The following is a 26,841-nucleotide window of genomic DNA, read 5'->3' as shown; positions in this document are numbered from 1 at the left end:
CCAGAGGTAGTAAAATGAAAATTGATACCCCTAACAACGATTTGAACCCCGTCAGCATAGCGGCGCATACAGTAGCCGAAGTCGACATGCAGCTTAACCGCGCGGCCTTGCGCGGAGCTGCACGTGCGGCCAGCGTCATGACCCAAAACATTGCAGAGAAGATGCGCGGCTATGTGGATAGTGAAATCTGCAATTCAGATAGTTGGGAAGACGGCGTTGAGCCTGACTTCAAGATGACATTGGCAGAGGCGGAAAGCACTTCTGAAATCCTTCGCCGTGTTGCTGGCCTTTTGAAGCACATAGGGGCTGCGCAATGAACACAGAGCAAATGCCGGGCGCACCGGCGGTTTTGCCGTCCTTCCCTTGCGGACACGGCAAGAGCGACACGCACGCCCAAACGCTGAACGACGGCAGTCCAAACCGTCACCCGTCCGCAGGGACGCCCTATGCCACCATCACGGTGGCGCAGATCGAGCACATGCTGGTCAATCCGACCATGGTGCAGGACAAGCTGAGGCAAGCGCCCTGGTTCATCCCGTCCGACTATGCCGCCCACGATGCCCGCACCCACGAAGTGCAGCGACGGGAAGGCCGGTTCTGGTGGCTCACTCTTGATATTGACGACGGCAACCCGCCGCTTGATATGCTGGATAGAGCATTGTGCGAAATCTTGGGCGACGTGCGGAGGCTGATTTACTCGACGGCCAGCGCCACGTCTGAACTGCCCCGTTGGCGGGCGCTGATACCGCTGACCACTTGGCTATCTGGCGAAGACTTCAAAGATACGCAGAATGCCTTTTTCGACGCCTTGGAGGCGCGCGGGATTCAACCGGACAGAGCATTAGCTCGGCCTGGCCAGATTGTGTTCCTACCCTGCCGCACCGGCGACTTCTACCATTACGCACTGGGGGCGGACAAATGATGCTGACACTGACCATGGAACACCCGCTTGTGATTGATGCCGCGCAGATACGGGCGGCCCGTGTTGAGGCCGCGCAGATTGCCGAACAACGCCGCGCGGCGCGCGGCACGACAAGCGAGACAGACGGCATTATCAGCCAATTCTGCGCACTTTTCAGCGTCGAATACATGCTTGCCGAGTGCGGATACACGCAGCGCAGGAATAGCGACGACTGGCAAAGCACTCACCAGACAAGCGGCAGTTTCGCAACCCGTGACTATGGCGACCATTGGCTTTCACACTCTGGTAGCGATGCCACCGCCGGGCTGGGCATCGTGACGAAAAACGGAGACCGCACGGGCGACGCCTTCGACCTGTTTTGCCACTTCAAACACGAAGGCAAAAAAAAGGCGGCATATGCTGAAGCGGCGGCAATGGTTAGCCTGTCCCGGACTCGACAGCATATGCCGCAGATGCCGGGCACAAACACGGCACCAGCCGTCACGCTTCGCGACTTCGAAACGCTGAAGATGCACGCCCGATATGTGACGGCCGACGATGCCGACAAAATCCATGAGATTCTGATTGAAGCCAATGCGTTGCCGCGCCTGAAACAAGAGATCATCTTGAAGGCCCTGAAAGCGGCCACCGGCATCGGTATGGGTGAATTGAGGGAGGCGCTGAAAGAGGCACACGCCGATGGCAACCAGGAAGCGCCGGACCATCTGACATTGGCACGGGCGACGCTCGACGGCATTGGGCAAGAAAATATCCTGTGCACAGACTCGGGCGTGTGGCGCTGGCAAGCGTCTGGCGTCTGGAGGGAACAAGAGGACAGGGCGGTAAAAAAGGCTACGCAAGCCGCCTTGGAGGCGCGTGGCGTTACTGTGATGAACCATGCCGTCAACGGCGTTGCAGAGGTGCTGAAGAACGAGATTTACCGCCCCGGCCATGCGTTCAACATAGGCGAGCCGGAAGTGGTCAACTGCCTCAACGGGCTGGCCGTGCTGGAAGGCGGCAGATGGACGCTCAGGCCGCACCGGCGCGAGGATTACCGCACTACGCAAATTCCAGTCGATCTCGACCTGAGCGCGACCGCCCCGCTATTCCGGCGATTCCTAGGCGACGTATTCCGCGACGACGCGGACCGCGACGACAAGTGTACGTGCCTGCTGGAACTCATGGGATACACCTTGATGAGCCACGCCCAGCATGAGCGTTTCGTGATGCTCTTGGGACCAGGCGGTAACGGAAAGAGCGTGGCACTGGCCGTGCTGGAAGCGATGGCCGGGGCGGAGAACGTGGCAGGCGTTGCGCCGTCTAAATTCGAAAGCCCCTACCAGCGCGCGCACCTGAAGGACAAGTTGGCGAACATCGTGTCAGAACTCCATCAGGGCGAAGTCATAGCTGACGCCGAGTTGAAGGCAATCACGTCCGGCGAAACATCGACAGTTGAGCGTAAGCATCGGGATCCTTTCGACATGCGACCATTTTCTACATGCTGGTTCGGCACGAACCACTTACCGCATACCCGTGATTTTTCGGATGCACTGTTCCGCCGGGCCGTGCTGCTGACATTCAACCGGACATTCGCAGAGCACGAACAGGACGTGACGCTCAAGGGGAAGCTGTTTCAGGAGCTACCTGGCATCCTGACGATTTGCCTTACCGCCTACGCTCACGCGGTGGCCAATGGCTTCACGCAACCGGCATCGAGCGAGGCGGCCAAGGCAGAATGGCGGCTGGATGCGGACCAAGTGGCGCAGTTTGTGCAGGATGCTTGCACGCGTGAGGTTGGTGCCAAGACGCCGGGCGGGTGGCTGTATGAGGCATACGGACGATGGGCGGAGGCGCAGGGCATCAAGAAAACAGTCAACCGCGAAACCTTCTCGAAGCGGTTACAGCGTTTGGGCCACCCGACAGGCAAAGTCACTGACGGATTGCGGATTTATGAACACATTAAAATTAATTCACCAGAGCCGATACTGCCCATGATGCCAGCGCCGCGCGGCTCAGTAATTTAACGGGGGCCAGAATGGCGCGAATGGCGCGTTTTCTCAATTATGGTGCAATAGGAAAAAAGAAAAAGTCTGTGTCAGTAATTGCTGTAATTTGTGGGCGCATGTTTTTCTTTTTTCCCTCATACGTCACAACCCGAAAAAACGCGCCATTCGTGCCATTCACACCAGCGCCCGGCACACCTGTAATTTTTGGACGCCCTACAGATACTGGCACGGGATCGGCTTTAATTAACCATTGGCCAAACTGCTCACCTCGACGCGATGGCCGTTGAACCCACTTGCGAACCAATCACAAAAGAGAGCCTTTCCGCACCTTTTTCTGCCCAGAACGTGAAGATAGTTTGATATATAGTCAAATTTCCTAAATATAATTAACGCTATTAAACAAAGGTTTAGATTACCTGTATTTATGATACATGCTACAGGGGTAACTGACGGGTAACAAAGGCTGCCTTTGACATGACGAAAGCACCACCACCGCCGGAATTTAGCACACGCCGGGGAACAGGCGCGGTTACGGTGTTTGGGGTAGATGGGCGGACGACGAGGGCACCTTTGCCAGCGGCAACCCGACAGGTCCAAAACTGAGAGGAAGCAGAAGTTGACTAATGATTTCGGAAAAAGCCGGGGCGGCAGATAATGGGTGGATACGGCTCTGGACGCCCCCGTCGTAACCAGTTGGCAGAGGATTGCCGCACGCTGGATGTGAACAGGCTCAACCGTGAAGGTTGTCTAAAACCCGGCTGGTCTGGCAACTGGCGCTGGCACCGGGATGGCGAGCAAGTCGCGGGTATAAGCCTGAGCGCCCAACAGTCGCAGTTGGTAGTCAGTTTTCGCATCACGGAAAAGACAGGTGACTACTATGATGTAGAGCAATCAATCCCTGTCTTCCAAATCCACTGCCACTACGGTGGCACCCGACCGTTCTTTGGCTGTCCCGGCGTCCTAAATGGCACCCCTTGCCGACGCAGAGTTGCAAAGCTGTTTAAGGGCGGGCGCTACTTTCTCTGCCGTCACTGCTACAGCATTGCCTATGCGAGCCAGTCGGAGGCCGTTGAAGACCGGATGCTGCGCCGCGCGGACAAGCGGCGCATGGCAATGGGCGGGCAACGTGGCGCTGCATATGGAATCGCCCTCAAGCCAAAAGGGATGTGGCAGCGGACCTATTCCCGGCACTGCGACGAAATCGAATGGTGCGAAGACCAAGCCAACCGCGCGTTTCTTGGGAGGTATCGACATTCCCTCAGCCGCGAAGAACTGGAAATGTATTTTGGCCCATGACCGATTGACCCGGTATCCCCTGCATCACATCACCTCCAGCTTTGGCAGGGCGCGGACGATTTCCATGGTGCGCAGGCTGACGGTGATGACGCGCTGGAAGAGTTCCAGCGGATAAGCGGGGTTGTTCATCGTCTCGTTGGCATAGCGGTTGGCGTCGTTTTCGATACCGCTGTCCTTGTCGGTCTTGACCACTTGGCGTTCCATCACCCATTCGAGGGCGGGCTTGCCGTTCACGACGTAGTCGTAGGCCTCCAACGGGATATCCTGCATGGTGATGTTGGGGTTGTAGATGACGGTGGTCTTGTCCTTGTCCTTGCCGGATTTACCGAAAGCCCATTTCGTGACGCGGTAGAAGGCCTCGGGGTTTTTGACGTCGGCCAGGCGCAGATCGCCTTGCTTGATCGTGACCGGATAGGGTTCGACGGTTTCATAGTTCACATGCAGATCGCCGAGGGTGCGACCGGCGCGGTTGAAGGCCCAGAAGTCGGCGGCCGTTTTCACGCGGGGAATGCGGGGCAGTTCCTTGGACAGGTTGTCGGCGTATTTCGCGCGGTAATCCTCGGAATGCAGGAGGCCGTAGACGTAGTAGAACAGGTCTTCCTTGGTGATCGTCTCGCCGGGATACGCGTCCTCAAAGTGTTTTAAGCCAGCGTCGGTGATACCGTCGCGAACACGGTAGCCATCCGCGACATCTCGACCAGAGAACAGGTCTGCGTCGCCTTTTTCCCGCTGATCTTCATATAGCTTCAACGGAAAGCACTGACCGGTATCTACGGTGTGAAGATTGGGTACATTGTCGACCATCAGCGCCGAAAAGCCCTTGCCTGCGCCGACCCCTGACACACAAATGGTGTGGTTCTTCACTTTTGAGGTGGGGAAAAACAATGGCATAAGGTGCCTCGTCCAATTCCAGCTCGGGTCAGAATACCACCACATTTTTTGGAATGGCCGATAAACTGCGTGCTCAATATTTTCTGCATCAAAGAAGAACGATTTGCCCTTACTCAAATCAGATATCACATCCGTTGTCCATTTTATTTTACGGCTATCCCTAGTGACTTGCTCTGCTATTTCATCCCCCTTCAAGTTTGAAAGGACAATCTTTTCGGCAGAAAAAGTTTCAAACATGAGGGAAGTGTTGGCTTTCAGGTCGCTCTTCGAAAAATTGTAAACCCAATCATCGCGATTAGATTTTATTCCCATTGAGTAAGTCTCAAATAGAGTGACTTCCGTACTTTTCTTGTCTCCCGCCTTCAAAAAGGCGGAAAATGAGTCATCTCTTTGGTCCAGCCAATCATGCTGATCATTCGGCGTAATATTTTTCCATCCAGATTTCTTCGAAATACCGCCGATGCTACCAAAATCCTGAATGACATTGAGCTTCTCTTGCTCAGTAAGGTAATCCCCAATGTCATGAAAATGTATCATGCCACCATCGCTTTGATTCTGAACCAAGATTGAAATGGCGATAGGGGATCGAGTTCCTTCACCGAAAACGTTGCCTTTCTCTTTGCGACGCTTTTCTCCAGAAGTCCTAGCATTACCTCGAAGATGAAAAATGTATAGGCTGCTAAACTCTGCCTCAAGGCATGCGCGCATACCGTCCATCGCATTTCCATCGATCCATCCAGCATCGGTGACGAACCCCATAACGCCACCACCTGCCTTTTTAAGCTGATCGCTGCCCCAGCGAATGGCTCGGATATAGGAGTTATAAGATTTACTTTTGCCCATCTGATTAGCAGAAGATGCAACGTAAGTTTCAGAAATGCGAGCATCAAGATTTGTGTAGTACACATTCTTATTATTGTCGTTTTCGTTTTGCTGGCCAGAGGAATAGGGCGGGTTCCCCACGATCACCCGAATATCCGTCGCCTTCTGCCGTTTCCGCCGCTCCGAGTTGTCGGGCATGTAATGCGAGATCAGGTCGTCGCTTTCATACATCTGGAAGGTGTCGGTCAGGCAGATGCCCTCGAACGGCACATAGTCGCCGCCCTGCAGCCCGTGATAGACCGCTTCGATGTTGATCGCGGCAATGTAATAGGCCAGCAGCACGATCTCGTTTGCGTGGATTTCGTTGCGGAACTTGTGCTCCATCTCTTCGGGCGCGATCAGGCCGGATTGCAGCAGGCGGGTGATGAAGGTGCCGGTGCCGGTGAAGGGGTCGATGATGTGGACGCCGGGGGAGCCGAGGGTCTGGCCGAATTCGGATTGCAGAACCTCGTTCACCGAATGGATGATGAAATCGACGATCTCGACCGGGGTGTAGACGATGCCCAGCTTTTCGGTGGTGCGGGGGAAGGCGCGGCGGAAGAACTTGTCGTAAAGCTCGACGATCAGCTTTTGCTTGGCCTGGGGGTCGGTGATGCCCTGCGAGCGCATCTTGACGCTGGCATAGAACTTTTCGAGGTCTTTGGATTCCTTGTCGAGATTGGCCTCGTTCAGCACATCCAGCACGCGCTGCATGGCGCGGGAGACGGGGTTTTCGGCGGTGAACTTGTGGCCTTCGAACAGGGTCTCGAACACGGGCCGGGTGATGATGTGCTGGGCCAGCATCTCGATGGCGTCGCCTTCGGAGATGGTGTCGTTCAAATCGTCGCGCAGTTCAGCGAGGAAGGCGTCAAAGGCTTTGCGGGCTTCGGTGTCGGGGGCTTTCAGAAGGGCGGTCAGGCGGGTGATATGGTTCTTGGCGATCTCGGCGATGGAGGCGGACCAATCCTCCCAATAATCGCGGGTGCCGCATTTCTTGACGATCTTGGCCATGATGGCGCGGGAGAATTCGTCGATGGAGAAGGTCATTTCGGTTTGGCGGGGTTCAGGCCCCTCGATGACGTCATCGCCAGGGCCGCCGTTGCCTGCGCCAATGCCAGAACTTGCGGCTTTGGTTTTGGTGGGCAGCTTGTCGACAACGGCGGTGACCGACCGGAGTTCTTCGGTGTCAGCGTTGATGCCGACGATTTCGACCCTGTCCGAGATGTCCTGACCGAGGGAAGCCTTGTTGATGGTGCTGTCGAAGCGTTCGTCATGGGCGCGCAGGGCGTTCAGAATCTGCCAGACGACGCGGTATCGTTCATTGTCGGCAAGCGCCTGTTCAGGCGGCACACCTGCGGGGACGCCGACCGGCAGAATGACATAGCCCATCTTCTTGGTGTCAGTCTTGCGCATGACGCGACCAACCGATTGCACCACATCGATCTGGCTTTTGCGCGGGTGCAGGAACATGATCGCATCAAGGGCGGGCACGTCGACACCTTCGGACAGGCAACGGGCGTTGGTCAGTATGCGGCAAGTGTTTTCGCCAGCATCGGCCTTGAGCCAATCCAGCAGAGCGCCGCGGGTCTTGGCGTTGAAGGTGCCGTCGACATGTTCGATTTCACATTGCAGGTGCTTGGACGGCTCGTCGGATTCAATCAGGCTGTCCTGGCCGAGGTATTCATCAACCACGGCGGTGAATTCGTCGCGGATAAGTTTGGAACTGCGGATATCCTTGGCGAAGGCCAGCGCGCGCCGCATCGGGTGGGGATCGGCGGTGACGTCAGCCTTGAGGTCGACCTTGGTCAGCGCCTTGTAGCAACCGATGATCTTGGTGGCGTCGTCCAGCACCAACTCGCTGCCCGCATCGCCGAGGCGCTTCTGGACCGCCGCGCTGACCAGCCCTTCGTCCATCGCCAGGACGATGACCTTGTAATCGGTGAGCAGCCCGTTCTGCACAGCCCAACCGAAGCCGCGATAAAACAGCGTCTCGCCAAATAGGGCGGGGTTGTCCATCGAGGCCAGCTCGGCGCCGACCTCATCGGCCTTGCTGCGGACATTGTCGCCGAAGATGCGTGGCGTCGCCGTCATGTAGAGGCGCTTGCGGGCCCTGACATGGTCGTTGCTGTGGATCTTGACGAAGTTCGACTCTTCCTCGCCGTCTAGCGTTGCGCCGGTGGTTCGGTGCGCTTCATCGCAGATGATCAGATCGAAGTCGGGAAGGCCCGCTTCCTGCGCACGGGACAGGGTGACGATGGATTGATAGGTCGAGAAAATGACCGTCATACGTTCCGGATCATCCTCGCCAGCCTTTGCCGCGACCTTGACGGGATCGGTGGTAGCCGGAAACGCCAGATCATGGATTTCGATTTCGGCCACGTCATCGGTGCTTTTCCGGCGCTTGCCTACATGGGCATCCGAACAGACAGCAAAGGCGCGGATCGGTGTTTCGGTGTCATTGGTCCACTCCCGAACCGTCTGGGACATCAGCGCCAGCGATGGCACCATGAACAAAACACGCTTGCCCTTGCCTGCGATGGCCTCTGCGATTTTCAGCGAGGTAAAGGTTTTTCCGGTGCCGCAAGCCATAATCATCTTGCCACGGTCGGCGACGGCCAGCCCCTTAGCAACATCTATCAGTGCATCGCGCTGATGTGGCATCAGGGTTTTCTTTGCGGCCAAAACGATCTCGCCGCGCGCCTCAAAGATCGTCCAGTCGATCCTGCTCTCTCGCAGGTCGGTCAGCCCGATCCGGATGACCGGAATAGCCTGACCTCGGATCATCTCCTCAGCGTTTGCGCCCCACTCTTGCTCAGTCGTGTCAAGAACAACCCGCCTGCGAAACGGTTCCTTTCCGGACGCAGAGATAAAGCTGTCGATATGCGCCTTTTGGATGCGGGTATCTGCCGCGTAGAACTTGGCTTGGATCGCAGCAAAACCATCTTCGTTGCGCAACTTTGCCACGAGGTCGATCCCGACATCCTTGCCATCCCAGCCGTTGGCTTTGGCCCATTCGGACCAGGGCCACACCGCTTCATACTCTTCAGCCTGAACCGGGTCATTTATGAAGAACGCCATCCCAAGACGCTCAAAATAGGTGCCCTTTTCTCGTTCAGTAATGGCGAAATCGCGATAAGATTGCAGAATTTGATCAAGGGCGGCCATGTTTCCTCCAAGCAGTATTTTTATGACCTTAGTGGTGAAGGTCGCGCCGTGCGACTCATAAATATTGCACTCTGTATATCCGCGTCACGGACAAGGACCTGAAAGCCCACGAGGACCTTTTTCGCCGCATCATCAACGATGCGAAAGAGCGCAGGGACGGCTGATGCCTTGTAGGAGAACGTACGGGTCAATCATCGTTATGGGAGCGGGTGTCCTATTTTTTGTCAACTGACAACAGGGACTGGCGCAGAGACTGTTCAAGGGGCCGGGGGCGATGCTTCCCGGCCTTTTTCTGTTTGACCGGATGATATGTTGAATCTGGCCACGACATTTTGGCAGTTACCCAAACCGCCTGCAAGTTACCCTAGATGTTACCCCACGCCAAAATCCGCCAAGCCCGCTTAGAGCGGTTAAAGCTAAGTAATTGCTTTCTTGGGGAAATTTGGCTCCGGCGGTAGGGATCGAACCTACGACCAATTGATTAACAGTCAACTGCTCTACCGCTGAGCTACGCCGGAACACGGGGGCTACATAGCAAGCTGATCCGGGGGCGTCCAGAGGCAAATGTGCAAAAATGGGCGGGGGTGCGAAAGACCGGTCAGGCCCGGGAAAACCGGGCGTCGGCCGAGAGGGACGGGGTGGCGATGACCAGGTTTCTTTCTGCCAGATCAATCAGATGGGCCAGCAGGTTTCGGGCGGCGGCGGGTTTCAGGGCGGCCGGCGTGTCGTGGTAGACGCGGGCGGTCAGCGCGGGCAGGGTGCGCTGGGGTGCCTCGTCCAGCGCCGCGAGGATCGCGGTTTCGCGCTGCCTGCGATGCTCGGCCAGGAAGGCCAGACGGGCGGCGGGGGCGGGCACCGGCGCGCCGTGGGCCGGGTGCAGCACCCGCCAGTCGCGCGCGGCCAGCCGTTCCAGCGCGCGCAGGTAGGCCCCCATGTCGCCATCGGGCGGCGAGACCAGCGACGAGGACCAGCCCATGACATGATCGCCCGAGAACAGCCGGTCACCCCAGGCGAAGCACAGGTGGTTGCCCATGTGGCCGGGGGTGTGGATCGCCTCCAGCACCCAGCCGTCGCCCTCCAGCCGCTCGCCGTCCTCAAGGCAGCGGTCGGGGGCAAAGCCGTGGTCCACGCCTTCGCCACCTGCCATGCCGGCCTCTGCCAGCCGCTGCATCTGCGGCGAGCGGCCGGCGGTGGCGGGGCCGAAGGCGAGCACCTCGGCCCCGGTCGCCTCTGCCAGCGGGCGGGCGAGCGGCGAATGGTCGAGATGGGCATGGCTGACCAGGATGTGGCGGATGCGCTCGCCCGGCCTCAGGGCGGCAAGGATCGCGGCCAGATGGCCGGGCAGCGCCGGGCCGGGGTCGAGCACCGCAACGTCGCCCTCGCCGATCAGGTGGGTCTGGGTGCCCCACAGGGTCATCGGCGACGGGTTTGGCGCCAGCACCCGGCGCAGGCCCAGCTCCAGCGCGAGGCAGCGGCCCGGTTCGGGCCGGTCCTGATCCTGCGTGCCCATGCTTCCCCCTTTCGCCGGGCCGAAGGGCCCGCTAGGCTTGCCCCATGTTCGCCCGGTTGAAAATCTTCGTGCCCCGCAGCCTCTATGGCCGTGCAGCGCTCATTCTGGTCGTTCCGATCATCATGATCCAGCTGGTGGTATCGGTAAACTTCATCCAGCGCCACTTCGAGGGCGTGACGCGGCAGATGACGCGCGGCATGGGGATCGAGGTGCGCTACCTGCTGGACGAGGTCGCGGGGGCGCCCGATTTCGCGGCGGCACAGGCGCGCGCCGCAAGGCTGGCAGAGGCGCTGGTGCTGCGTGTCGCCCTGCCTGCCGACTGGGACGCGGCCGGGGACCGGCGGGTGTTCTACGACCTGTCGGGGCGGGTGGTGATCGAGACGATGCGCGAGGCGCTGCCGTCGCTGGTGGCGGCCGACCTGCTGGCCAATACCAGCGAGGTGCGCCTGCTGTTCGCCTCGGCGCAGGGGCCGCTGTCGGTGATCATCGACCGGCGGCGTGTGTCGGCGTCGAACCCGCACCAGTTGCTTGTCCTGATGGTGGCGACCTCGCTGCTGATGACGGTGATCGCCTACATGTTCCTGCGCAACCAGTTGCGCCCCATCAAGAAACTCGCCGAGGCCGCCGAGGCGTTCGGCAAGGGCCGCCCGTCGGACTACCGCTCGCGCGGGGCGCTGGAGGTGCGGGCGGCGGGCAATGCCTTCCTCGACATGCGCGCCCGGATCGAACGGCAGATCGAACAGCGCACGCTGATGCTGTCGGGGGTCAGCCATGACCTGCGCACGCCGCTGACCCGGCTCCGGCTGGGCCTCTCGATGCTGCCCGAGGACGAGCAGACCCGCGCCCTGCTGGCCGATGTTACCGACATGGAGCGGCTGGTCGATGAATTCCTCGCCTTCGCGCGCGGCGACGCGCTGGATGCGGCCGAGGATGTCGATCCGCTGGCGCTGATGCAGCATGTGGTGGAAAACGCGGTGCGGGCCGGGCAGCCGGTCACGCTGCGGCCCTTTCACGGGCAGATGATCCGGGTCCGGCTGCGGCCCGCTGCGGTGACGCGGGCGCTGGAAAACCTTCTGGGCAACGCGATCCGCTACGGCACCCGGGCCGAAGTGGCTCTTGCCGTTTCCGACCGTGCCCTGCGCCTGACGGTCGAGGATGACGGGCCGGGTATCCCCAAGGCCCGGCGCGAGGAGGCGATGCACCCCTTCACCCGGCTGGACCGGGCGCGCGACCCCAACCGGGGCGGCGGCGTCGGCCTTGGCCTGCCGATCGCCGCCGACATCGCGCGCAACCACGGCGGCATGTTGCGACTGGGCGAAAGCGAAAGCATGGGCGGGCTGAAGGCGGAACTGGTGCTGGCGCGTTGAGGTCAGTCCCGGCGAAAGGTGAGGCGCGGAAAGAGGACAGGCGCGGCGAGGACAGGCGCGGCGAGGACAGGCGCGGCGAGGCGAGGTGCGGCGAGATCAGCCGCGGCAGGACATCAGGCGCGGCGGGCATCCGGGGTCTGGCGGGGCAGGGGCACCGGCTGCCCCAGCGGCGTCAGCGCCCGGCCGCCGGCGGCGCGGGCATCCTCGGGGTCATGCGTCACCAGCACCACCGGCAAGCCTTCGCTGCGGGCCCGGTTCAGCACGAAGGTGCGGATCTGGGTGCGCAGCGTGGCATCCAGCCGCGAGAACGGCTCGTCCAGCAGCAGCGCGCGGGGGGCGGCCAGCAGGGTGCGCAGCAGCGCGACCCGGGCGCGCTGGCCGCCCGACAGCGAGGCAGGGTCGCGGTCGGCGAAACCTGCCAGCCCGGCCGCCTCCAGCGCCGCCTCGACCGCCGCCCGGCGGGCAGCCCGGCCGCGCAGGGCGGCGGGCAGCGCAAAGGCAAGGTTGCCGCCGACCGACAGGTGCGGGAACAGCACGTCATCCTGAAACAGCAGCCCGATGCGCCGCTCCTGCGGCGGCCGCGCGGTGACATCGACGCCGTCCAGCACGATACGGCCCTGCATGGCGAACCCCGCGTCCAGCGTGCCCAGCATCGCCGCAAGCGCCGTCGACTTGCCCGACCCCGAGGCGCCCATGATCGTCAGAACCTCGCCCGGGGCAACGGTCGCATCCAGCGCCACCAGCACCTCGCCGCGCAGCGACACCTGCAGGCCGATCAGCGCCAGCCCGGTCATGCCGCCACCGCCATGCCGCGCCGGTGGCGATACACGAGCGCGGGCAGCGCCAGCGCCAGCCCGAAGGCCAGCGCGGGCAGCGCCATCTGCAGGATCGCATAGGCGCCCACCACCCGCCGGTTGCCGCCCGACGACAGCGCCACCGCCTCGGTCGTCAGGCTGACCACGCGGCCGCCGCCGATCATCAGCGTCGGCAGGTATTGCCCGACCGAAACCGCCACCCCGACGGCCGCCGCGGTCAGCACCGGGCGCAGCAGCATCGGCAGCCGCAGCCGCCAGAAGATGCGGCCCGGCCCGGCCCCCAGCGCCTGCGCCGCCACCGCGATCCGCCCGTCCCATGCCCGGAAGGGCGACGCGAGCGACAGGAACACATAGGGCAGCACGAAGACCAGATGCGCCGCCGCCACCGCGAGGCCCGTGCCCTCGGCCCCGGTCAGCAGCGCCATCAGCTGAAGGCCGGGCAGGAATGCCACCTGCGGCACGATCAGCGGCAGATACAGCAGCCACAGCGCCCGGCTGCCGGGGCGCAGCCCGTGCCGCGCTTCGGCCTCCAGGCACGCCAGCACCAGCGCCAGCGCCACAACGGTTGCCGCCAGCGCCAGCCCGGCCGACACTGCCGCGGCCTGTGCCAGCCCCGGGGCGGCGCGCGTCCAGGTGGCAAGGCTCAGCGTTTCGGGCAGGGCATCGGGGAACTGCCACAGCCCCGCCACCGACCACACCGCCAGCCCCGCCAGCCCCGCGGCCAGCACCGCCACCAGCCCCACCGCCAGCCCGCCGGCCACGGGGCGCAGCGTGCCGTCAAGGCCCCGCCCGCGCCGCCCGGCCCCGGCCAGGGCGCGCAAGGCGCGTGCGGCCAGCATCTCGGCCCCGCGCCAGCCCAGCAGCGCCGCCACCACCAGCCCCAGTTGCAGCACCGCCCCGGCCGAGGCGGTGGCGCGGTAGGCCAGATCGGGATGCGACATCCACAGCACGATCTGCACCGACAGGGTGGGGGGGCGCGTCGGGCCCAGGATCATCGCCATCTCGACCGCCGTCATCGCATAGGCCAGCACCGCATAGACCGGCAGCCGGATCTGGCGGTAAAGGGCGGGCAGCACCGCAAAGGCAAAGCCCGCGATCCGGCCATAGCCAAGGCTCGCCGTCAGCATCAGCCGCCGCCGCGCGTCGGTCTGCGGCAGGGCGGCCAGCGTCATCAGCAACAGGAACGGAACCTCTTTCGCCACCAGCCCCAGCGTCAGCGCCACCCCCGCCGGGCCGTTCAGGATCAGAAGGTCGGGCGGGCTGTCCCAGCCGGTGGCCCAGGGCGACAGGGCCCGCGCGATCCAGCCCGAGGGCGCGATCAGGAAGGCGATCCCCAGCGCCGCCGCCGCATGGGGCACCGCCAGCAGGGGCGAGATGGCCCGCGTCAGCGCCGCAAAGATCCGCGTGCCGTGCAGGCCCGCCACCAGCAGCAGCGTCGCCGCCAGCCCCAGCACCGTCGAGCCAATCCCCGTGGTCAGCGACAGCCACACCGCGCCCGCCAGCCCCGGCCAGTCGGCCAGCGTGGCAAAGCCGCGCGCGTCCTGCATCAGGGCCGGGGCCAAGGTGCCCGCCAGCCCCGCCAGCACCGGCCCCAGCATCAGCGCCAGCGTGACCGGGGGGGCCAGCCGCAACCAGCCGCCCCCCCGGCCTGTCACGGGGCGACCCCGTAGCGGGCGGTCCAGTCTTCAGCGATCTTCACCATCCAGCCCGCGTGCGGCTCCAGCAGGGCGGTGCCAAGGTCGGCCGGGGCAAGGGTCGCCACGCCAAGGTCGAGCGCGTCGAACCGCGCGCGGTCTTCGGGGGGCAGGGCGTCCATGTCCAGCACGGTCTGGAAGCCCAGCACCGCCGGGTCTTGCGCGCGGGCCTGCACCTCAGGGTCCAGCAGCAGGTTGGCGATCACCATCGCCCCGGCCTGATGCGCCGCGTTGAACGGGATCGCGACGAACGAGGCGTTGCCGATCGTGCCGTTGTCCAGCACGAAGGTCCGCACCGTGTCGGGCAGCTCGCCCGCCGCGATCACCGCCGAGGCGCGGCCGGGGTTGAACGCGAACGAGATGTCGGTCTCGCCGTCGGCCAGCAATTGCCCCAGCGCCGGTTCATTGGCCGGATAGGCCCGCCCCGCGCGCCAAAGATGCGGCGTCGCCGCGTCGAGCCAGGCCCAGAGTGGCGCCACGACCGCCTCGTAGGTCGCGGGGTCGGGCGGGGATTGCAGCACCTCCGGGTCGTCGATCACACCGTAAAGCACCTGCTTCAGAAACGTGGTGCCCAGATAGTCGGGCGGCTGCGGATAGGTGAAGCGGCCGGGGTTCGCCACGATCCAGTCGAGCAGCGCCGCCGTGTTCTGCGGCGGGTCGGGCAGGCGGGCGCTGTCATGCTCGAACACCAACTGCGCCATCGCCCAGGGGCTTTCCAGCCCGCCGGTGCTTTCGGTGAAATCGCGGATCACGGCGGGCTTGCCCGCGACATCGACCAGCGGCCAGTTCGGCAGGTCTTCGGCAAACGGGCCGCGCAGCAGGCCCTGCGCCTTCATTGCGGCAAAGTTCTCGCCGTTGATCCAGATCAGGTCCACCGCGCCGCCCGTGGTCTGCCCGGCCTGCTGTTCAGCCAGCACGCGCGCCACCGCATCGGCGGTCGAGGCGAGCTTCACATGCTCCAGCGTCACCCCGTGGCGGGAAAGCGCCATCCCGCCGACCTCTGCGATGAAGGCGTTGATCTTCGGATCACCCCCCCAGGCGTTCCAGTAGACGGTCTGGCCGCGCGCCTGCTCCAGCACGGCGGGCCAGTCGGCCGGGTCGGGGGTTTCGGCGGCCAGCGGGGTGGCCAGCAGGGCGGTGGCGGCCAGTGCCGGAAGAAGGGAAAACTGCATGTGTCGTCCTGTGTTGCGGCCCGCATCGGCGCGGAATGCCCCTTGCTAGGCGGCGGCGGGGGGGGCGTGCAAGGGGTGTAACCCGCGGCCACGCCAATGTGACGCCGCCCCGGGGTGACGGGCGGCGCGGCGGGCGGTAAGGCTGGGGAAACGAACGGGGGTGCCATGCTGGACGGATGGATGCGGGGCGTGATCGACCCGGGGCTGAACCGGGGCGGGCATTGGCTCGCGGCGCGCGGGGTCGGGGCGGACCGCGTGACGCTGGCCGGGCTGGGGCTGGGGCTGCTGGCCGCGGCGCTGATCGCGGCGGGGGCGCCGGGGTGGGTCGCGCTGATCCCGCTGGCGGGCTCGCGGATCGCCGACGGGCTGGACGGGGCGGTGGCGCGGGCGACGGCCAGGACCGACTTCGGCGGCTATCTCGACATCACCTGCGATTTCCTGTTCTACGCGGCGGTTCCGCTGGCCTTCGTGCTGCGCGATCCGGGGGAAAACGGGGTCGCGGGGGCGTTTCTGCTGGCCTCTTTCTACGTCAACGGCGCCAGTTTTCTGGGCTATGCCGTGCTTGCGGAAAAGCGCGGGATGGTGACGCGGGACCGGGGGGAGAAGTCTCTGTATTTCACCGCCGGGTTGCTGGAGGGGACGGAGACGATCGCGTTCTTTGCGGCGATCTGCCTGTTTCCGGCGTTCTTCGTGCCGCTGGCCTGGGGATTCGGGGCCTTGTGTTTCGTGACGGCGCTGAGCCGGGTTTTGCTGGCGCGGCGGGTGTTCGGGGGGTGAGGGGCCGGATTTTCACGCGTGAAATGCCTGACAACATATTGTTTTAATGTTATTTTTAGATTTTCGTTTGGACATTGTTCATCTTTTCCGGCACCGGGTTGGCCGGGCCGAAAGGCCGGGGGCTCTGCCCCCGGACCCCCGGGGTATTTGGTCCAAAGAGAAACCGGGGAATCAAGACGGGCGGCGGACGGCAAAAGGGTCCGGAAAAGGGTGAAGGGCGGGCGCCCCGGCAGATGGGCCGGCGGGGAGGCCAGGGGTGTGCAATTATGACCCCTTGCCCTTGCAGCCCCCGGCACGCCCCACTAAGACTCGGGTAATCCTGAGGCGATAATCATATCCCAAGCGACAAGGGCGGGCGCAATGAAAGATCCGATCGACACATACATGAATACACTGGTCCCGATGGTGGTCGAGCAGACCAGCCGGGGCGAGCGCGCCTATGACATCTACAGCCGCATGTTGAAGGAGCGGATCATCTTCCTGTCCGGCCCGGTGCATGACGGCATGTCGTCCTTGATCTGCGCCCAGTTGCTGTTCCTGGAATCGGAGAATCCGTCCAAGGAAATCAGCATGTACATCAACAGCCCCGGCGGCGTGGTGACCAGCGGGCTGTCGATCTACGACACCATGCAGTACATCAAGCCGCGGATCTCGACGCTGGTGATCGGGCAGGCGGCCTCGATGGGGTCGCTGCTGCTGACCGCAGGGCACAAGGGGATGCGGTTCAGCCTGCCCAACAGCCGGGTGATGGTGCACCAGCCCTCGGGCGGGTATCAGGGGCAGGCGACCGACATCATGATCCACGCCCGCGAGACCGAGAAGCTGAAGCGCCGCCTGAACGAGATCTATGTCAAGCATACCGGGCAGGATCTGGAGACGGTGGAGCTGGCGCTGGAGCGTGACAACTTCATGTCGGCCGAGGATGCCAAGGCCTGGGGCCTGATCGACGAGATCCTTGAGAGCCGCGGCAAGGCGGAAGACACGCCGAAGTGATTTTTCGCCCCCGGAACGCAGCCCGGACCGGGGGCGATTTGACATTGTGAAGGCCCGGGCCTTGGCCTAGACTTCGCAGAAGATGCCAGGTGCGGCAGACTGCAGAGGAAGACGATGGCGAACAATTCTGGCAGCGACAGCAAGAACACCCTGTATTGCTCTTTCTGCGGCAAGAGCCAGCATGAGGTGCGCAAGCTGATTGCAGGGCCGACGGTGTTCATCTGTGACGAATGCGTCGAGCTTTGCATGGACATCATCCGCGAGGAAACCAAGACCAGCGGGCTGAAATCCTCGGACGGGGTGCCGACCCCGCGCGAGATCTGCAAGGTGCTGGATGACTATGTCATCGGGCAGATCCATGCCAAGCGGGTGCTTTCGGTCGCGGTGCACAACCACTACAAGCGGCTGAACCATTCCTCGAAAACCGACATCGAGCTGTCGAAAAGCAACATCCTGCTGATCGGCCCGACCGGCTGCGGCAAGACGCTGCTGGCGCAGACGCTGGCGCGGATTCTGGATGTGCCCTTCACCATGGCCGATGCCACGACGCTGACCGAAGCCGGCTATGTCGGTGAGGATGTGGAAAACATCATCCTCAAGCTGCTTCAGGCCAGCGAATACAATGTGGAACGGGCGCAGCGCGGCATCGTTTACATCGACGAGGTCGACAAGATCACCCGCAAGTCGGACAACCCGTCGATCACCCGCGACGTGTCGGGCGAGGGCGTGCAGCAGGCGCTGTTGAAGATCATGGAGGGCACGGTGGCCTCTGTGCCGCCGCAGGGCGGGCGCAAGCATCCGCAGCAGGAATTCCTGCAGGTGGACACGACGAACATCCTGTTCATCTGCGGGGGCGCGTTCTCGGGTCTGGAAAAGATCATCGCGCAGCGCAACAAGGGCTCGGGCATCGGCTTTGGTGCCCAGGTCAAGGGGCCGGAAGACCGCGGTGTGGGCGAGCTGTTCAAGGAGCTGGAGCCGGAAGACCTGCTGAAATTCGGGCTGATCCCGGAATTCGTCGGCCGCCTGCCGGTGATCGCCACCCTGACCGATCTGGACGAGGCGGCGTTGGTCACCATTCTGACCGAGCCGAAGAACGCGCTGGTCAAGCAATACCAGCGCCTGTTCGAGATCGAGGGCGTGACGCTGACCTTCACCCCCGATGCGATGGTGGCAATTGCCAAGCGGGCGATCAAGCGCAAGACCGGGGCGCGGGGCCTGCGCTCGATCATGGAAGATATCCTGCTGGATACCATGTTCGAACTGCCGGGTCTGGCGGGCGTGCAGGAGGTCGTGGTCAAGGAGGAGGCGGTCAGCAATGGCGCCAAGCCGCTGCTGATCTATACCGAGATGAAGAAGAAGGAAGCCGCGACCGCCAGCTGACGGCGGGGGCGGACGGGGCGCAGGGCCGGGGGTTTCCCCGGCCTTTTGCATGTTGCGCGGGCATCCGCGCCCGGGGTGCCTTGGCTCTGGACGCGGCCCCGTGCATCGGTCATATCAGGGCAAAGCTTGGAGGTTCGTGCATGTCTTTCCTCAAACGCCTTGTGACCTGGTGGAACGGCCAGACCCTGGGCACCCAGCTGTTCACGGCGCGGCGCGGCATCCGGGTGGGCGAGGATGTGCAGGGCAACGTGTTCTACCAGACCACCGGCGGCAAGCGGCGCTGGGTGATCTACAACGGCGAGGCCGAGGCGAGCCGGGTCAGCCCCGACTGGCATGGCTGGCTGCATTTCACCTGGGACCAGCCGCCGACCGATGCGCCGCTGCTGCACAAGGCCTGGGAAAAGCCGCATCAGGAAAACCTGACCGGAACCGACGCGGCCTATGCGCCGCCGGGGTCGATCCGGCGGCAGGACCCGGTGGCGCGGCGCGACTACGAGGCGTGGCAGCCCGAATAATGGCCGAGAACATCTCAGAAGTGATCGCGGGCGGGGCGGTGCTGGCAGCGGCGGTGGGGTTTCTGCTCTATGCCGGGCAGAACTCGGGCCTGACGCGCGACACCGGCAGCTACCCGCTGGTCGCCAGCTTCCGCTCGGTCGAGGGGGTGACGGTGGGCAGCGACGTGCGGCTGGCGGGGGTCAAGGTCGGCACGGTCACGAACCTCGCGCTGAACCCGCAGACCTATTTCGCCGATGCCACCATCACGGTGCAGAAGGACATCGTGCTGCCCGAGGATTCGGCCATCCTGATTTCGTCGGAAGGGCTGCTGGGCGGGAACTTTGTCGAGCTGATCCCCGGCGGGTCGCTGGAAAACCTGGGCCCGGGGGCCGAGATCGAGGACACGCAGGGCGCGGTGAGCCTGATCGCGCTGTTGATGAAGTTCGTCGGAAAGTCGGCAGAGGACGCCATCGGCGGCAGTGCGCCGTGAAGGCCGCGGTTGTGGCGGCGGGGCTGCTGCTGGCGCTGCCTGCGGGCGCGCAGGACATGGCGAATGCGCCTGGTGGCCTGCTGCGCTGGCTGGACAAGGTTTCGGGTGAGACGGCGGATATCGAGCTGTCGCGGGGTCAGTCGGCGGTCAGCGGGCGGCTGACGATCCAGCTGGACGATTGCCGCTATCCGGCGGACGACCCGGCCTCGAACGCCTTCGCGCACCTGACGATCCGCGATTCCCTGGTGGCGGAGCCGGTGTTCTCCGGCTGGATGATTGCCGACAGCCCGGCGCTTTCGGCGCTGGACCATGCGCGCTACGACGTGTGGATCCTGCGCTGCGTCACGCCCTGAGGATCGGGGGCGTAACCCGGCGGGTCGAACGTCGCCGGGGATTGCAGGGCATGGGCCAGGCGGTGGTGATAGGCGGTGCGGCTGATCTCCACCCCGCCGAGGCTTTGCAGGTGCGGTGTCAAAAACTGTGTGTCGAACAGGGTGAAACCGCCCGCGCGCAGCCGGTGCACCAGCCAGGCGAGCGCCACCTTTGACGCGTCGGTGCGGCGCGAGAACATGCTTTCTCCGAAGAACGCCGCCCCCAGCGTGACGCCGTAAACCCCGCCCACCAGCGCGTCCCCTTCCCAGACCTCCAGCGAATGGGCGTGGCCTGCGCGGTGCAGGGTCTGGTAAAGCCGGAAGATGGCGTGGTTGATCCAGGTGTCGGGCCGGTCGGCGCAGCCGTGCAGCACGGCGGTGAAATCTGTATTGATCTCAACGCGGTAGCGCCATGTCCTGATGCGATGCGCGAGGCTGCGCGAGATGTGGAAACCATCGAGCGGCAGCACGCCGCGCCGACGCGGATCAACCCAGTGGATCCGGGGCGACTCGCGGTTTTCGGCCATGGGAAAGATGCCCGCCGCATAGGCACGCAGCAGGATGTCGGGCGTCAGGTCGGCGTGCCCGGGGGTCAAGGCCCGGCCGGACGGCGGCGCAGGCCGCCGGAGCCTAGCCGCCGAATTGCGCCGCGAGCCATTTTTCCAGCCAGTGGATGTTGTAGTCGCCGTTCTGGATGTCGGGTTCGTTCAGCAGCGCATCGAACAGCGGCACCGTGGTATCGACCCCGTCAACGATCAGCTCGCCCAGCGCGCGGCGCAGGCGGGCCAGCGCCTCTGGCCGGTCGCGGCCATGCACGATCAGCTTGCCGATCAGGCTGTCGTAATAGGGCGGGATGGTGTATCCGCCGTAAAGTGCCGAATCCATCCGCACGCCAAGGCCGCCCGGCGCGTGGAACACCCGCACCCGGCCCGGACAGGGCGCGAAGTTCGGCAGTTTTTCGGCGTTGATGCGGACCTCGATGGCATGGCCGTTGATTTCCAGTTCTTCCTGATGGAAGGACATGTCGAGCCCGGCCGCGACGCGGATCTGTTCGCGCACCAGATCGACGCCGAAGATCGCCTCGGTCACCGGATGTTCGACCTGAAGACGCGTGTTCATCTCGATGAAGAAGAAGTCGCCGTCCTCATAGAGGAACTCGATGGTGCCGGCGCCGATGTAGCTGATCTTGGCCATCGCCTCGGCGCAGACCTTGCCGATGCGGTCGCGCAGGGCGGGGGTGATGACTGGCCCGGGGGCCTCCTCGAACACCTTCTGGTGGCGGCGTTGCAGCGAGCAGTCGCGCTCGCCCAGATGCACGGCGCGGCCCTTGCCGTCACCGAACACCTGAATCTCGATATGGCGCGGTTTCTGCAGGTATTTCTCGATATAGACTTCATCGTTGCCGAAGGCGGCCTTGGATTCGGCGCGGGCCGTGCGGAAGGCGACTTCCAGTTCGGCCGCGTTGCGTGCGACCTTCATGCCCCGGCCGCCGCCCCCCGCCGTGGCCTTGATGATCACCGGAAAACCGATGCCCGCCGCAACGCCGATCGCGGCCTCGAAGTCGGCCACGCCGCCGTCAGAGCCGGGCACCACCGGAATGCCGAGCGCCTTGGCGGTTTCCTTGGCGGTGATCTTGTCGCCCATGATGCGGATATGTTCCGCCGAGGGGCCGATGAAGGTGATGCCGTGATCTTCCAGCGCCTGCGCGAAGGCGGCGTTTTCCGACAGGAAGCCGTAGCCGGGGTGGACCGCCTGCGCGCCCGTGATCTCGCAGGCGGAAATGATCGCGGCCTTGCTGAGGTAGCTGGAGGTGGAGGAGGCCGGGCCGATGCACACGGATTCGTCGGCCATGCGGACATGCATCGCGTCGGCATCGGCGGTGGAATGGACGGCGACCGACTTGATCCCCATCTCGCGGCAGGCGCGGATCACGCGAAGCGCGATTTCGCCCCGGTTGGCGATCAGGATCTTCTCGAACATCGGTTGTGTCACTGTTGCCGCCTCACTCGATGATCATCAGGGGGGCGCCGTATTCGACCGGGTTGCCATCCTCGACCAGAATGCGTTTCACGGTGCCCGCGCGCGGGGCGGGGATGTGGTTCATCGTCTTCATCGCCTCGATGATCAGCACGGTCTGGCCTTCGGTGACGCTGGCGCCGATGGCGACGAAGGGCGTCGCACCCGGTTCGGCCGAAAGGTAGACGGTGCCGACCATGGGGGAGGTGACGGCACCGGGGTGCTGCGCCGGGTCTTCGTTCGGCATCGCCGGGGCGGGGAGGGCGGCTGTGGCGACCGGGGCGGCGGCGGGGGCCATCATCATCGGCGCGGCCACCTGCGTGGTCACGACATTGACCTGCTTGGTGACCCGCACGTCGAGCCGGTCATCCTCGCCATACTCGCGTTTCACCGAGATTTCGGTCAGTTCGTTCTTGTTCAGAAGCTCTGCGAGGGCCTGAATGAATGCGACGTCATCTTCGGTGGAATGTTTGCTCATGCCGTCCTCGTTTGGCGCTTTCGCCTGTTGGTGGCCGTGTCGGTGCGGGCGCCGGGCCCGACTTGGCTGAACGCGCTTATACGCGACACATCCATGGGTGAAAAGCACCAGTTGCAGGCCGGGGGCTGGTCAGATTGCCGCTTTTCGCGGCAAGCTGACGCGGGGCCGACGAATCCGCGAACCGTATAAAATTTACCGTTTGATAAAAAAAATATCCTGTGGCAGCGTGGAAGAAACGACCAAGGGGAGGTGCCGACCTTGACCAACAGCCCGCTTACGCCCGGCGTGGTGCCGGGGCGTCTGCCAGCCCGCGCCTATTGTGACAATTTTCGCGACGTGGAGCCGCCGATGGGCGTGCACGAGGCGCTGGTGGCGGCGGACCGCTGCTATTTCTGCCATGACGCGCCCTGCGTGACGGCCTGCCCGACCGCGATCGACATCCCGCTGTTCATCCGCCAGATCTCCACCGGCACATCCGAGGCGGCGGCCCGCACCATTTTCGCGCAGAACATCCTTGGCGGCATGTGCGCCCGCGTCTGCCCGACCGAACAGCTGTGCGAGGCCGCCTGCGTGCGCGAGGCCGCCGAGGGCAAGCCGGTGGAGATCGGCCGCCTGCAGCGCCATGCCACCGATGTGCTGATGGAAAAGGGCATCCACCCCTTCACCCGGGCGGCACCGACCGGGCGCACGGTGGCGGTGGTCGGGGCGGGGCCCGCCGGCCTTGCCTGCGCGCACCGGCTGGCGGTGCTGGGGCACGAGGTGGTGATCTTCGATGCGCGCGGCAAACCCGGCGGGCTGAACGAATTCGGCATTGCCACCTACAAGACCCCGAACGATTTCGCCCAGCGCGAGGTGGCCTGGCTCTTGCGGATCGGCGGGATACGGATCTCGACCGGGCGGATGCTGGGGCGCGACCTGAGCCTCGACGACCTGCGCGCCGAGCATGACGCGGTGTTCCTGGCAATCGGACTGTCCGGGGTGAACACGCTGCGCGTGCCGGGAGAGGACATGAAGAATGTCCGCAATGCGGTCGATTTCATTGCGGAGCTGAGGCAGGCGCAGGACCGCGGGGCGCTGGAGGTCGGGCGCGACGTGGTGGTGATCGGCGGCGGCATGACGGCGGTCGATGCCGCCGTGCAGTCGAAATTGCTGGGGGCGGAAAACGTCACCATCGTCTACCGTCGCGGTCAGGGGAAGATGAGCGCCTCGGGACACGAGCAGGAACTGGCGGCGGCGCGCGGGGTGCGGATCATCTGCAACGCCGCCCCGGTGGCGCTGCACGGGCAGCCGGTGCATGGCCAGACCGTCCTGCGCGAGGTGGAGTTCGCCTATACCGAGGACACGCTGACCGGGCTGAAGGAAACCGGCGAGACCTTCCGGCTGCGCGCCGACCAGCTGTTCAAGGCGATCGGCCAGACCCTGACCGGCGCGCCCGACGGGCTGGCGCTGGCCGGGGCCAAGATCGCCGTCACCGGGCCGGGGCGCACCAGCCTGCCCGGAGTCTGGGCCGGGGGCGACTGCGCCACGGGCGGCGAGGACCTGACGGTGACCGGCGTGGCCGAGGGCCGCGATGCCGCGATGGACATGCACGAATGCCTGATGGCCGGCCCCCGTGCATGAGCCCCGTGCATGAGCCCCGGCCATGATCCCCGGGCCATTTACCTCCGGCCATGAACCCGGTGCGCAGGGCTGCGCACCCTTCCAGCGAAACGGTGCGCGGCGACGCCCGCCCTGCCAAGGAGACCTTCGGATGGCTGATCTGACCTCGCATTTCATCGGAATCAATTCGCCCAACCCGTTCTGGCTGGCCTCTGCGCCGCCGACCGACAAGGAATACAACGTGCGCCGCGCGTTTCAGGCGGGCTGGGGCGGGGTGGTGTGGAAGACGCTGGGCGCCGAGGGGCCGCCGGTGGTCAACGTCAACGGGCCGCGCTACGGCGCGATCTGGGGGGCAGACCGCCGCCTGCTGGGGCTGAACAACATCGAGCTGATCACCGACCGCCCGCTTGAGGTCAACCTGCGCGAGATCAAGGCGGTCAAGCGCGACTGGAAGGACCGCGCGCTGGTCATCAGCCTGATGGTGCCCTGCGACGAGGAAAGCTGGAAGGCGATCCTCAAGCAGATCGAGGATACCGAGGCCGACGGGGTGGAGCTGAACTTCGGCTGCCCGCACGGCATGGCCGAACGCGGCATGGGCTCGGCCGTGGGGCAGGTGCCGGAATACATCGAAATGGTGACCCGCTGGGTCAAGACCCATTCGCGGATGCCCTGTATCGTCAAGCTGACCCCCAACGTGTCGGATATCCGCAAGCCGGCCGAGGCGGCAAAGCGTGGCGGGGCGGATGCGGTGTCGCTGATCAACACGATCAACTCGATCACCGGGGTGAATCTGGATGATTTCAGCCCCGAGCCGATGATCGACGGCAAGGGCACCCACGGCGGCTATTGCGGCCCTGCGGTAAAGCCGATCGCGCTGAACATGGTGGCCGAGATTGCCCGCAACCCCGAAACCCACGGCCTGCCGATCTCGGGCATCGGCGGCGTCACGACCTGGCGCGACGCGGCCGAGTTCATGGCGCTGGGGGCGGGCAACGTGCAGGTCTGCACCGCGGTGATGACCTACGGCTTCAAGATCGTGGAGGAGATGATTTCGGGCCTGTCGGACTACCTCGACAGCAAGGGCTTCGACAGCCCGGCCCCCCTGGTCGGCCGCGCGGTGCCCAACGTCACCGACTGGCAGTTCCTGAACCTGAACTACGTCACCAAGGCCCGCATCGACCAGGACCTCTGCATCAAGTGCGGCCGCTGCTACGCCGCCTGCGAGGACACCAGCCACCAGGCCATCGCGATGAGCCCCGAGCGGGTGTTCACCGTGAAGGACGACGAATGCGTCGCCTGCAACCTTTGCGTCAACGTCTGCCCGGTGGAAAACTGCATCACCATGGAAGAGATGGCGCAGGGCAGCGTGGACCCTCGCACGGGGCGCACGGTCACGGGCTATGCCAACTGGACGACGCATCCCAACAACCCGAGCGCGCAGGCGGCGGAGTAGGGGGGAGGGCAGCGAGAGGTCATTCTAGAATGGCTCTGGCATGGCGTCGAAATCTCGCTCAGAGCAGACTCGAAAGAGTTTCACGCATAATTGCCTTAGTCTCTGTCGCGGACAAGATTTCCGCATTCTTTCCGATGCGCGATGACAGTTTGCGTAGATCAGGAGCATCTGAGTTTGCAATGAAGGTCGAATATGATGTGCTCGCCAGTACGCGCAGGACTGACTGATGGGTGCGATCCACACTGGCACCACTCTCCCCGATCAGCATCAGGTCAGAGGTGAGGGGAATCCAAACAGCTTCTAGCTGGTCACCTATATCAAGGAATGGCTTTGGTTTTTGATCTGTCAGGAACGCAACCATAGTATCAGGACAGATAAGATTTCCACTGAATCTAGATTGTGTCCGATACTTTAAATCCAGATATCGGTTCGATCGGGTGTTATTGGGCTCAATGTTTAGTATTGCCTTGATATGAGATTGCTTGGCAATGCCCTGCAATTTTTCTGCCAGAGACTTAATCGCTTCCGCTGCATTATCTGAAGCGGTTTTAATCACATTTGCACCAAGCTGGTCGATATTATCAATCATGAATCCCCTGAGTGCAGCGCGAATGCTTGGATCTGAGACGTGCTTTGCAAGCTGAGTGTCTATCTCCGCGAAGCTATCAGATGCATGCCTCTTCATCATCTTCTGAAATATATGTGGGTCTGCAAACCAGCTATAGATTCCACCCGTGAGGTCTGAAAGCGTTTCTGCAAGGTGTTGCCGAAGAAACTTCGTTCTGGTTTCAAGGTGAGCAATGAGAAGTGCAATCATGGCGGTATGATCCTCTGCCAAATGGCCGCCGTTTTGCAGATGCCTCACGAGGCCTTGAAGATCATTCTCTGTCTTTGTGATCAGGTCATCAGCCCCGTCCCCTGGAGCGAAATCAAAGAAATCCCGTTCCGCCCCAAGATTTTTGGTTCCAACATTGAAAGGCGGCTTGCCTTTTTGATATGCAAACACCGTGGTAAAACCTGGCTTACGTTCAATGCCGAAGCCCCGTTGCAGGACCTGCCAAAAGTGATGCTGATTTCTTCCAGCCATCTGTTAGCCTTTATTTTGGAGAGT

Annotated in this window: 22 protein-coding genes and 1 tRNA gene; 13 read left to right on the top strand and 10 right to left on the bottom strand. The window is 63.3% G+C overall.

Going from position 1 to position 26,841, the window contains the following annotated elements; translation table 11 throughout:
* The first annotated feature begins 14 nt into the window (after positions 1-14).
* The 4 genes from RNZ50_01340 (at position 15) to RNZ50_01325 (ending at position 4,203) form a co-directional block, all read left to right on the top strand.
* Positions 15-317, top strand: a complete 303-nt coding sequence (locus RNZ50_01340; protein ID MDT8853695.1) for a hypothetical protein — start codon at positions 15-17, stop codon at positions 315-317.
* Positions 314-922, top strand: a complete 609-nt coding sequence (locus tag RNZ50_01335) for a hypothetical protein (protein ID MDT8853694.1) — start codon at positions 314-316, stop codon at positions 920-922. Before RNZ50_01340 ends, RNZ50_01335 begins: the two co-directional genes overlap by 4 nt.
* The gene (locus RNZ50_01330) at positions 922-2,925 is read left to right on the top strand and encodes a phage/plasmid primase, P4 family (protein MDT8853693.1); all 2,004 of its coding nucleotides are present in this window, start codon (positions 922-924) and stop codon (positions 2,923-2,925) included. The genes RNZ50_01335 and RNZ50_01330 overlap by 1 nt, the downstream gene beginning before the upstream one ends.
* A 636-nt stretch (positions 2,926-3,561) precedes the next feature.
* Complete coding sequence (locus RNZ50_01325; GenBank protein MDT8853692.1) at positions 3,562-4,203, top strand: hypothetical protein; 642 nt, start codon at positions 3,562-3,564, stop codon at positions 4,201-4,203.
* A gap of 24 nt (positions 4,204-4,227) precedes the next feature.
* Here the strand turns inward: RNZ50_01325 and RNZ50_01320 are convergent, their stop codons facing one another.
* The 3 genes from RNZ50_01320 to RNZ50_01310 form a co-directional block, all read right to left on the bottom strand.
* Complete coding sequence (locus tag RNZ50_01320) at positions 4,228-9,120, bottom strand: type ISP restriction/modification enzyme (protein MDT8853691.1); 4,893 nt, start codon at positions 9,118-9,120, stop codon at positions 4,228-4,230.
* Between the two features lie 443 nt (positions 9,121-9,563).
* A tRNA-Asn gene (locus tag RNZ50_01315) sits at positions 9,564-9,638 on the bottom strand.
* Positions 9,639-9,718: 80 nt separating this feature from the next.
* Positions 9,719-10,630, bottom strand: coding sequence for an MBL fold metallo-hydrolase (locus tag RNZ50_01310; GenBank protein ID MDT8853690.1), 912 nt, complete (start codon positions 10,628-10,630; stop codon positions 9,719-9,721).
* Between the two features lie 44 nt (positions 10,631-10,674).
* Here RNZ50_01310 and RNZ50_01305 point away from each other — a divergent pair, with 44 nt between their 5' ends.
* The gene (locus RNZ50_01305; protein MDT8853689.1) at positions 10,675-11,997 is read left to right on the top strand and encodes an ATP-binding protein; all 1,323 of its coding nucleotides are present in this window, start codon (positions 10,675-10,677) and stop codon (positions 11,995-11,997) included.
* A gap of 113 nt (positions 11,998-12,110) precedes the next feature.
* On the opposite strand, the gene RNZ50_01300 is transcribed toward RNZ50_01305, so the two are convergent.
* Genes RNZ50_01300 through RNZ50_01290 form a run of 3 tightly spaced genes read right to left on the bottom strand, consistent with a single transcriptional unit; the run spans position 12,111 to position 15,678 of the window.
* On the bottom strand, positions 12,111-12,791 hold the full coding sequence (locus RNZ50_01300; protein ID MDT8853688.1) for an ATP-binding cassette domain-containing protein: 681 nt from the start codon (positions 12,789-12,791) through the stop codon (positions 12,111-12,113).
* On the bottom strand, positions 12,788-14,467 hold the full coding sequence (locus tag RNZ50_01295) for an ABC transporter permease subunit (GenBank protein MDT8853687.1): 1,680 nt from the start codon (positions 14,465-14,467) through the stop codon (positions 12,788-12,790). The genes RNZ50_01300 and RNZ50_01295 overlap by 4 nt, the downstream gene beginning before the upstream one ends.
* Positions 14,464-15,678 carry an ABC transporter substrate-binding protein gene (locus RNZ50_01290; GenBank protein ID MDT8853686.1) on the bottom strand — a complete coding sequence of 405 codons (1,215 nt, stop codon included), beginning with the start codon at positions 15,676-15,678 and terminating at the stop codon, positions 14,464-14,466. Before RNZ50_01290 ends, RNZ50_01295 begins: the two co-directional genes overlap by 4 nt.
* Positions 15,679-15,843: 165 nt before the next feature.
* Between RNZ50_01290 and RNZ50_01285 the strand changes: the two genes are divergently transcribed.
* The 6 genes from RNZ50_01285 to RNZ50_01260 all read left to right on the top strand — a co-directional run bounded on the left by RNZ50_01285 (position 15,844) and on the right by RNZ50_01260 (position 20,166).
* Positions 15,844-16,455 carry a CDP-alcohol phosphatidyltransferase family protein gene (locus RNZ50_01285; GenBank protein MDT8853685.1) on the top strand — a complete coding sequence of 204 codons (612 nt, stop codon included), beginning with the start codon at positions 15,844-15,846 and terminating at the stop codon, positions 16,453-16,455.
* A gap of 360 nt (positions 16,456-16,815) precedes the next feature.
* Positions 16,816-17,448, top strand: a complete 633-nt coding sequence (locus RNZ50_01280) for an ATP-dependent Clp protease proteolytic subunit (protein MDT8853684.1) — start codon at positions 16,816-16,818, stop codon at positions 17,446-17,448.
* Between the two features lie 114 nt (positions 17,449-17,562).
* Positions 17,563-18,828: an ATP-dependent Clp protease ATP-binding subunit ClpX gene (gene clpX, locus RNZ50_01275; GenBank protein ID MDT8853683.1), complete on the top strand. Its 1,266-nt coding sequence runs from the start codon at positions 17,563-17,565 to the stop codon at positions 18,826-18,828.
* A 140-nt stretch (positions 18,829-18,968) separates the two neighbouring features.
* On the top strand, positions 18,969-19,343 hold the full coding sequence (locus RNZ50_01270; protein ID MDT8853682.1) for an NADH:ubiquinone oxidoreductase subunit NDUFA12: 375 nt from the start codon (positions 18,969-18,971) through the stop codon (positions 19,341-19,343).
* On the top strand, positions 19,343-19,813 hold the full coding sequence (mlaD, locus tag RNZ50_01265) for an outer membrane lipid asymmetry maintenance protein MlaD (GenBank protein MDT8853681.1): 471 nt from the start codon (positions 19,343-19,345) through the stop codon (positions 19,811-19,813). Before RNZ50_01270 ends, mlaD begins: the two co-directional genes overlap by 1 nt.
* 56 nt (positions 19,814-19,869) lie before the next feature.
* Positions 19,870-20,166, top strand: a complete 297-nt coding sequence (locus tag RNZ50_01260) for a DUF2155 domain-containing protein (GenBank protein ID MDT8853680.1) — start codon at positions 19,870-19,872, stop codon at positions 20,164-20,166.
* Here RNZ50_01260 and aat read toward each other — a convergent pair.
* Genes aat through accB form a run of 3 tightly spaced genes read right to left on the bottom strand, consistent with a single transcriptional unit; the run spans position 20,130 to position 22,678 of the window.
* Positions 20,130-20,780 carry a leucyl/phenylalanyl-tRNA--protein transferase gene (aat, locus tag RNZ50_01255; GenBank protein ID MDT8853679.1) on the bottom strand — a complete coding sequence of 217 codons (651 nt, stop codon included), beginning with the start codon at positions 20,778-20,780 and terminating at the stop codon, positions 20,130-20,132. The two genes, RNZ50_01260 and aat, sit on opposite strands and share 37 nt — an antisense overlap.
* Positions 20,781-20,814: 34 nt before the next feature.
* A complete protein-coding gene (gene accC / locus RNZ50_01250; GenBank protein ID MDT8853678.1) occupies positions 20,815-22,164 on the bottom strand; it encodes an acetyl-CoA carboxylase biotin carboxylase subunit in 1,350 nt (449 codons plus the stop codon).
* Between the two features lie 22 nt (positions 22,165-22,186).
* Positions 22,187-22,678 carry an acetyl-CoA carboxylase biotin carboxyl carrier protein gene (gene accB / locus RNZ50_01245; GenBank protein ID MDT8853677.1) on the bottom strand — a complete coding sequence of 164 codons (492 nt, stop codon included), beginning with the start codon at positions 22,676-22,678 and terminating at the stop codon, positions 22,187-22,189.
* 258 nt (positions 22,679-22,936) lie between these two features.
* Here accB and RNZ50_01240 point away from each other — a divergent pair, with 258 nt between their 5' ends.
* Both RNZ50_01240 and preA read left to right on the top strand, forming a co-directional pair.
* Positions 22,937-24,298 (top strand): NAD(P)-dependent oxidoreductase, encoded by a 1,362-nt coding sequence (locus RNZ50_01240; protein ID MDT8853676.1) that lies wholly within the window; start codon positions 22,937-22,939, stop codon positions 24,296-24,298.
* A 130-nt stretch (positions 24,299-24,428) separates the two neighbouring features.
* Positions 24,429-25,730 (top strand): NAD-dependent dihydropyrimidine dehydrogenase subunit PreA, encoded by a 1,302-nt coding sequence (gene preA / locus RNZ50_01235; GenBank protein MDT8853675.1) that lies wholly within the window; start codon positions 24,429-24,431, stop codon positions 25,728-25,730.
* 58 nt (positions 25,731-25,788) lie between these two features.
* Here preA and RNZ50_01230 read toward each other — a convergent pair whose 3' ends face one another.
* Complete coding sequence (locus tag RNZ50_01230; GenBank protein ID MDT8853674.1) at positions 25,789-26,817, bottom strand: hypothetical protein; 1,029 nt, start codon at positions 26,815-26,817, stop codon at positions 25,789-25,791.
* Positions 26,818-26,841 lie beyond the last annotated feature (24 nt).

Source organism: Paracoccaceae bacterium Fryx2, assembly GCA_032334235.1.
Taxonomy (GTDB): Bacteria; Pseudomonadota; Alphaproteobacteria; order Rhodobacterales; family Rhodobacteraceae; genus JAVSGI01.
This window is presented reverse-complemented; position numbering and strand designations above follow the sequence as displayed.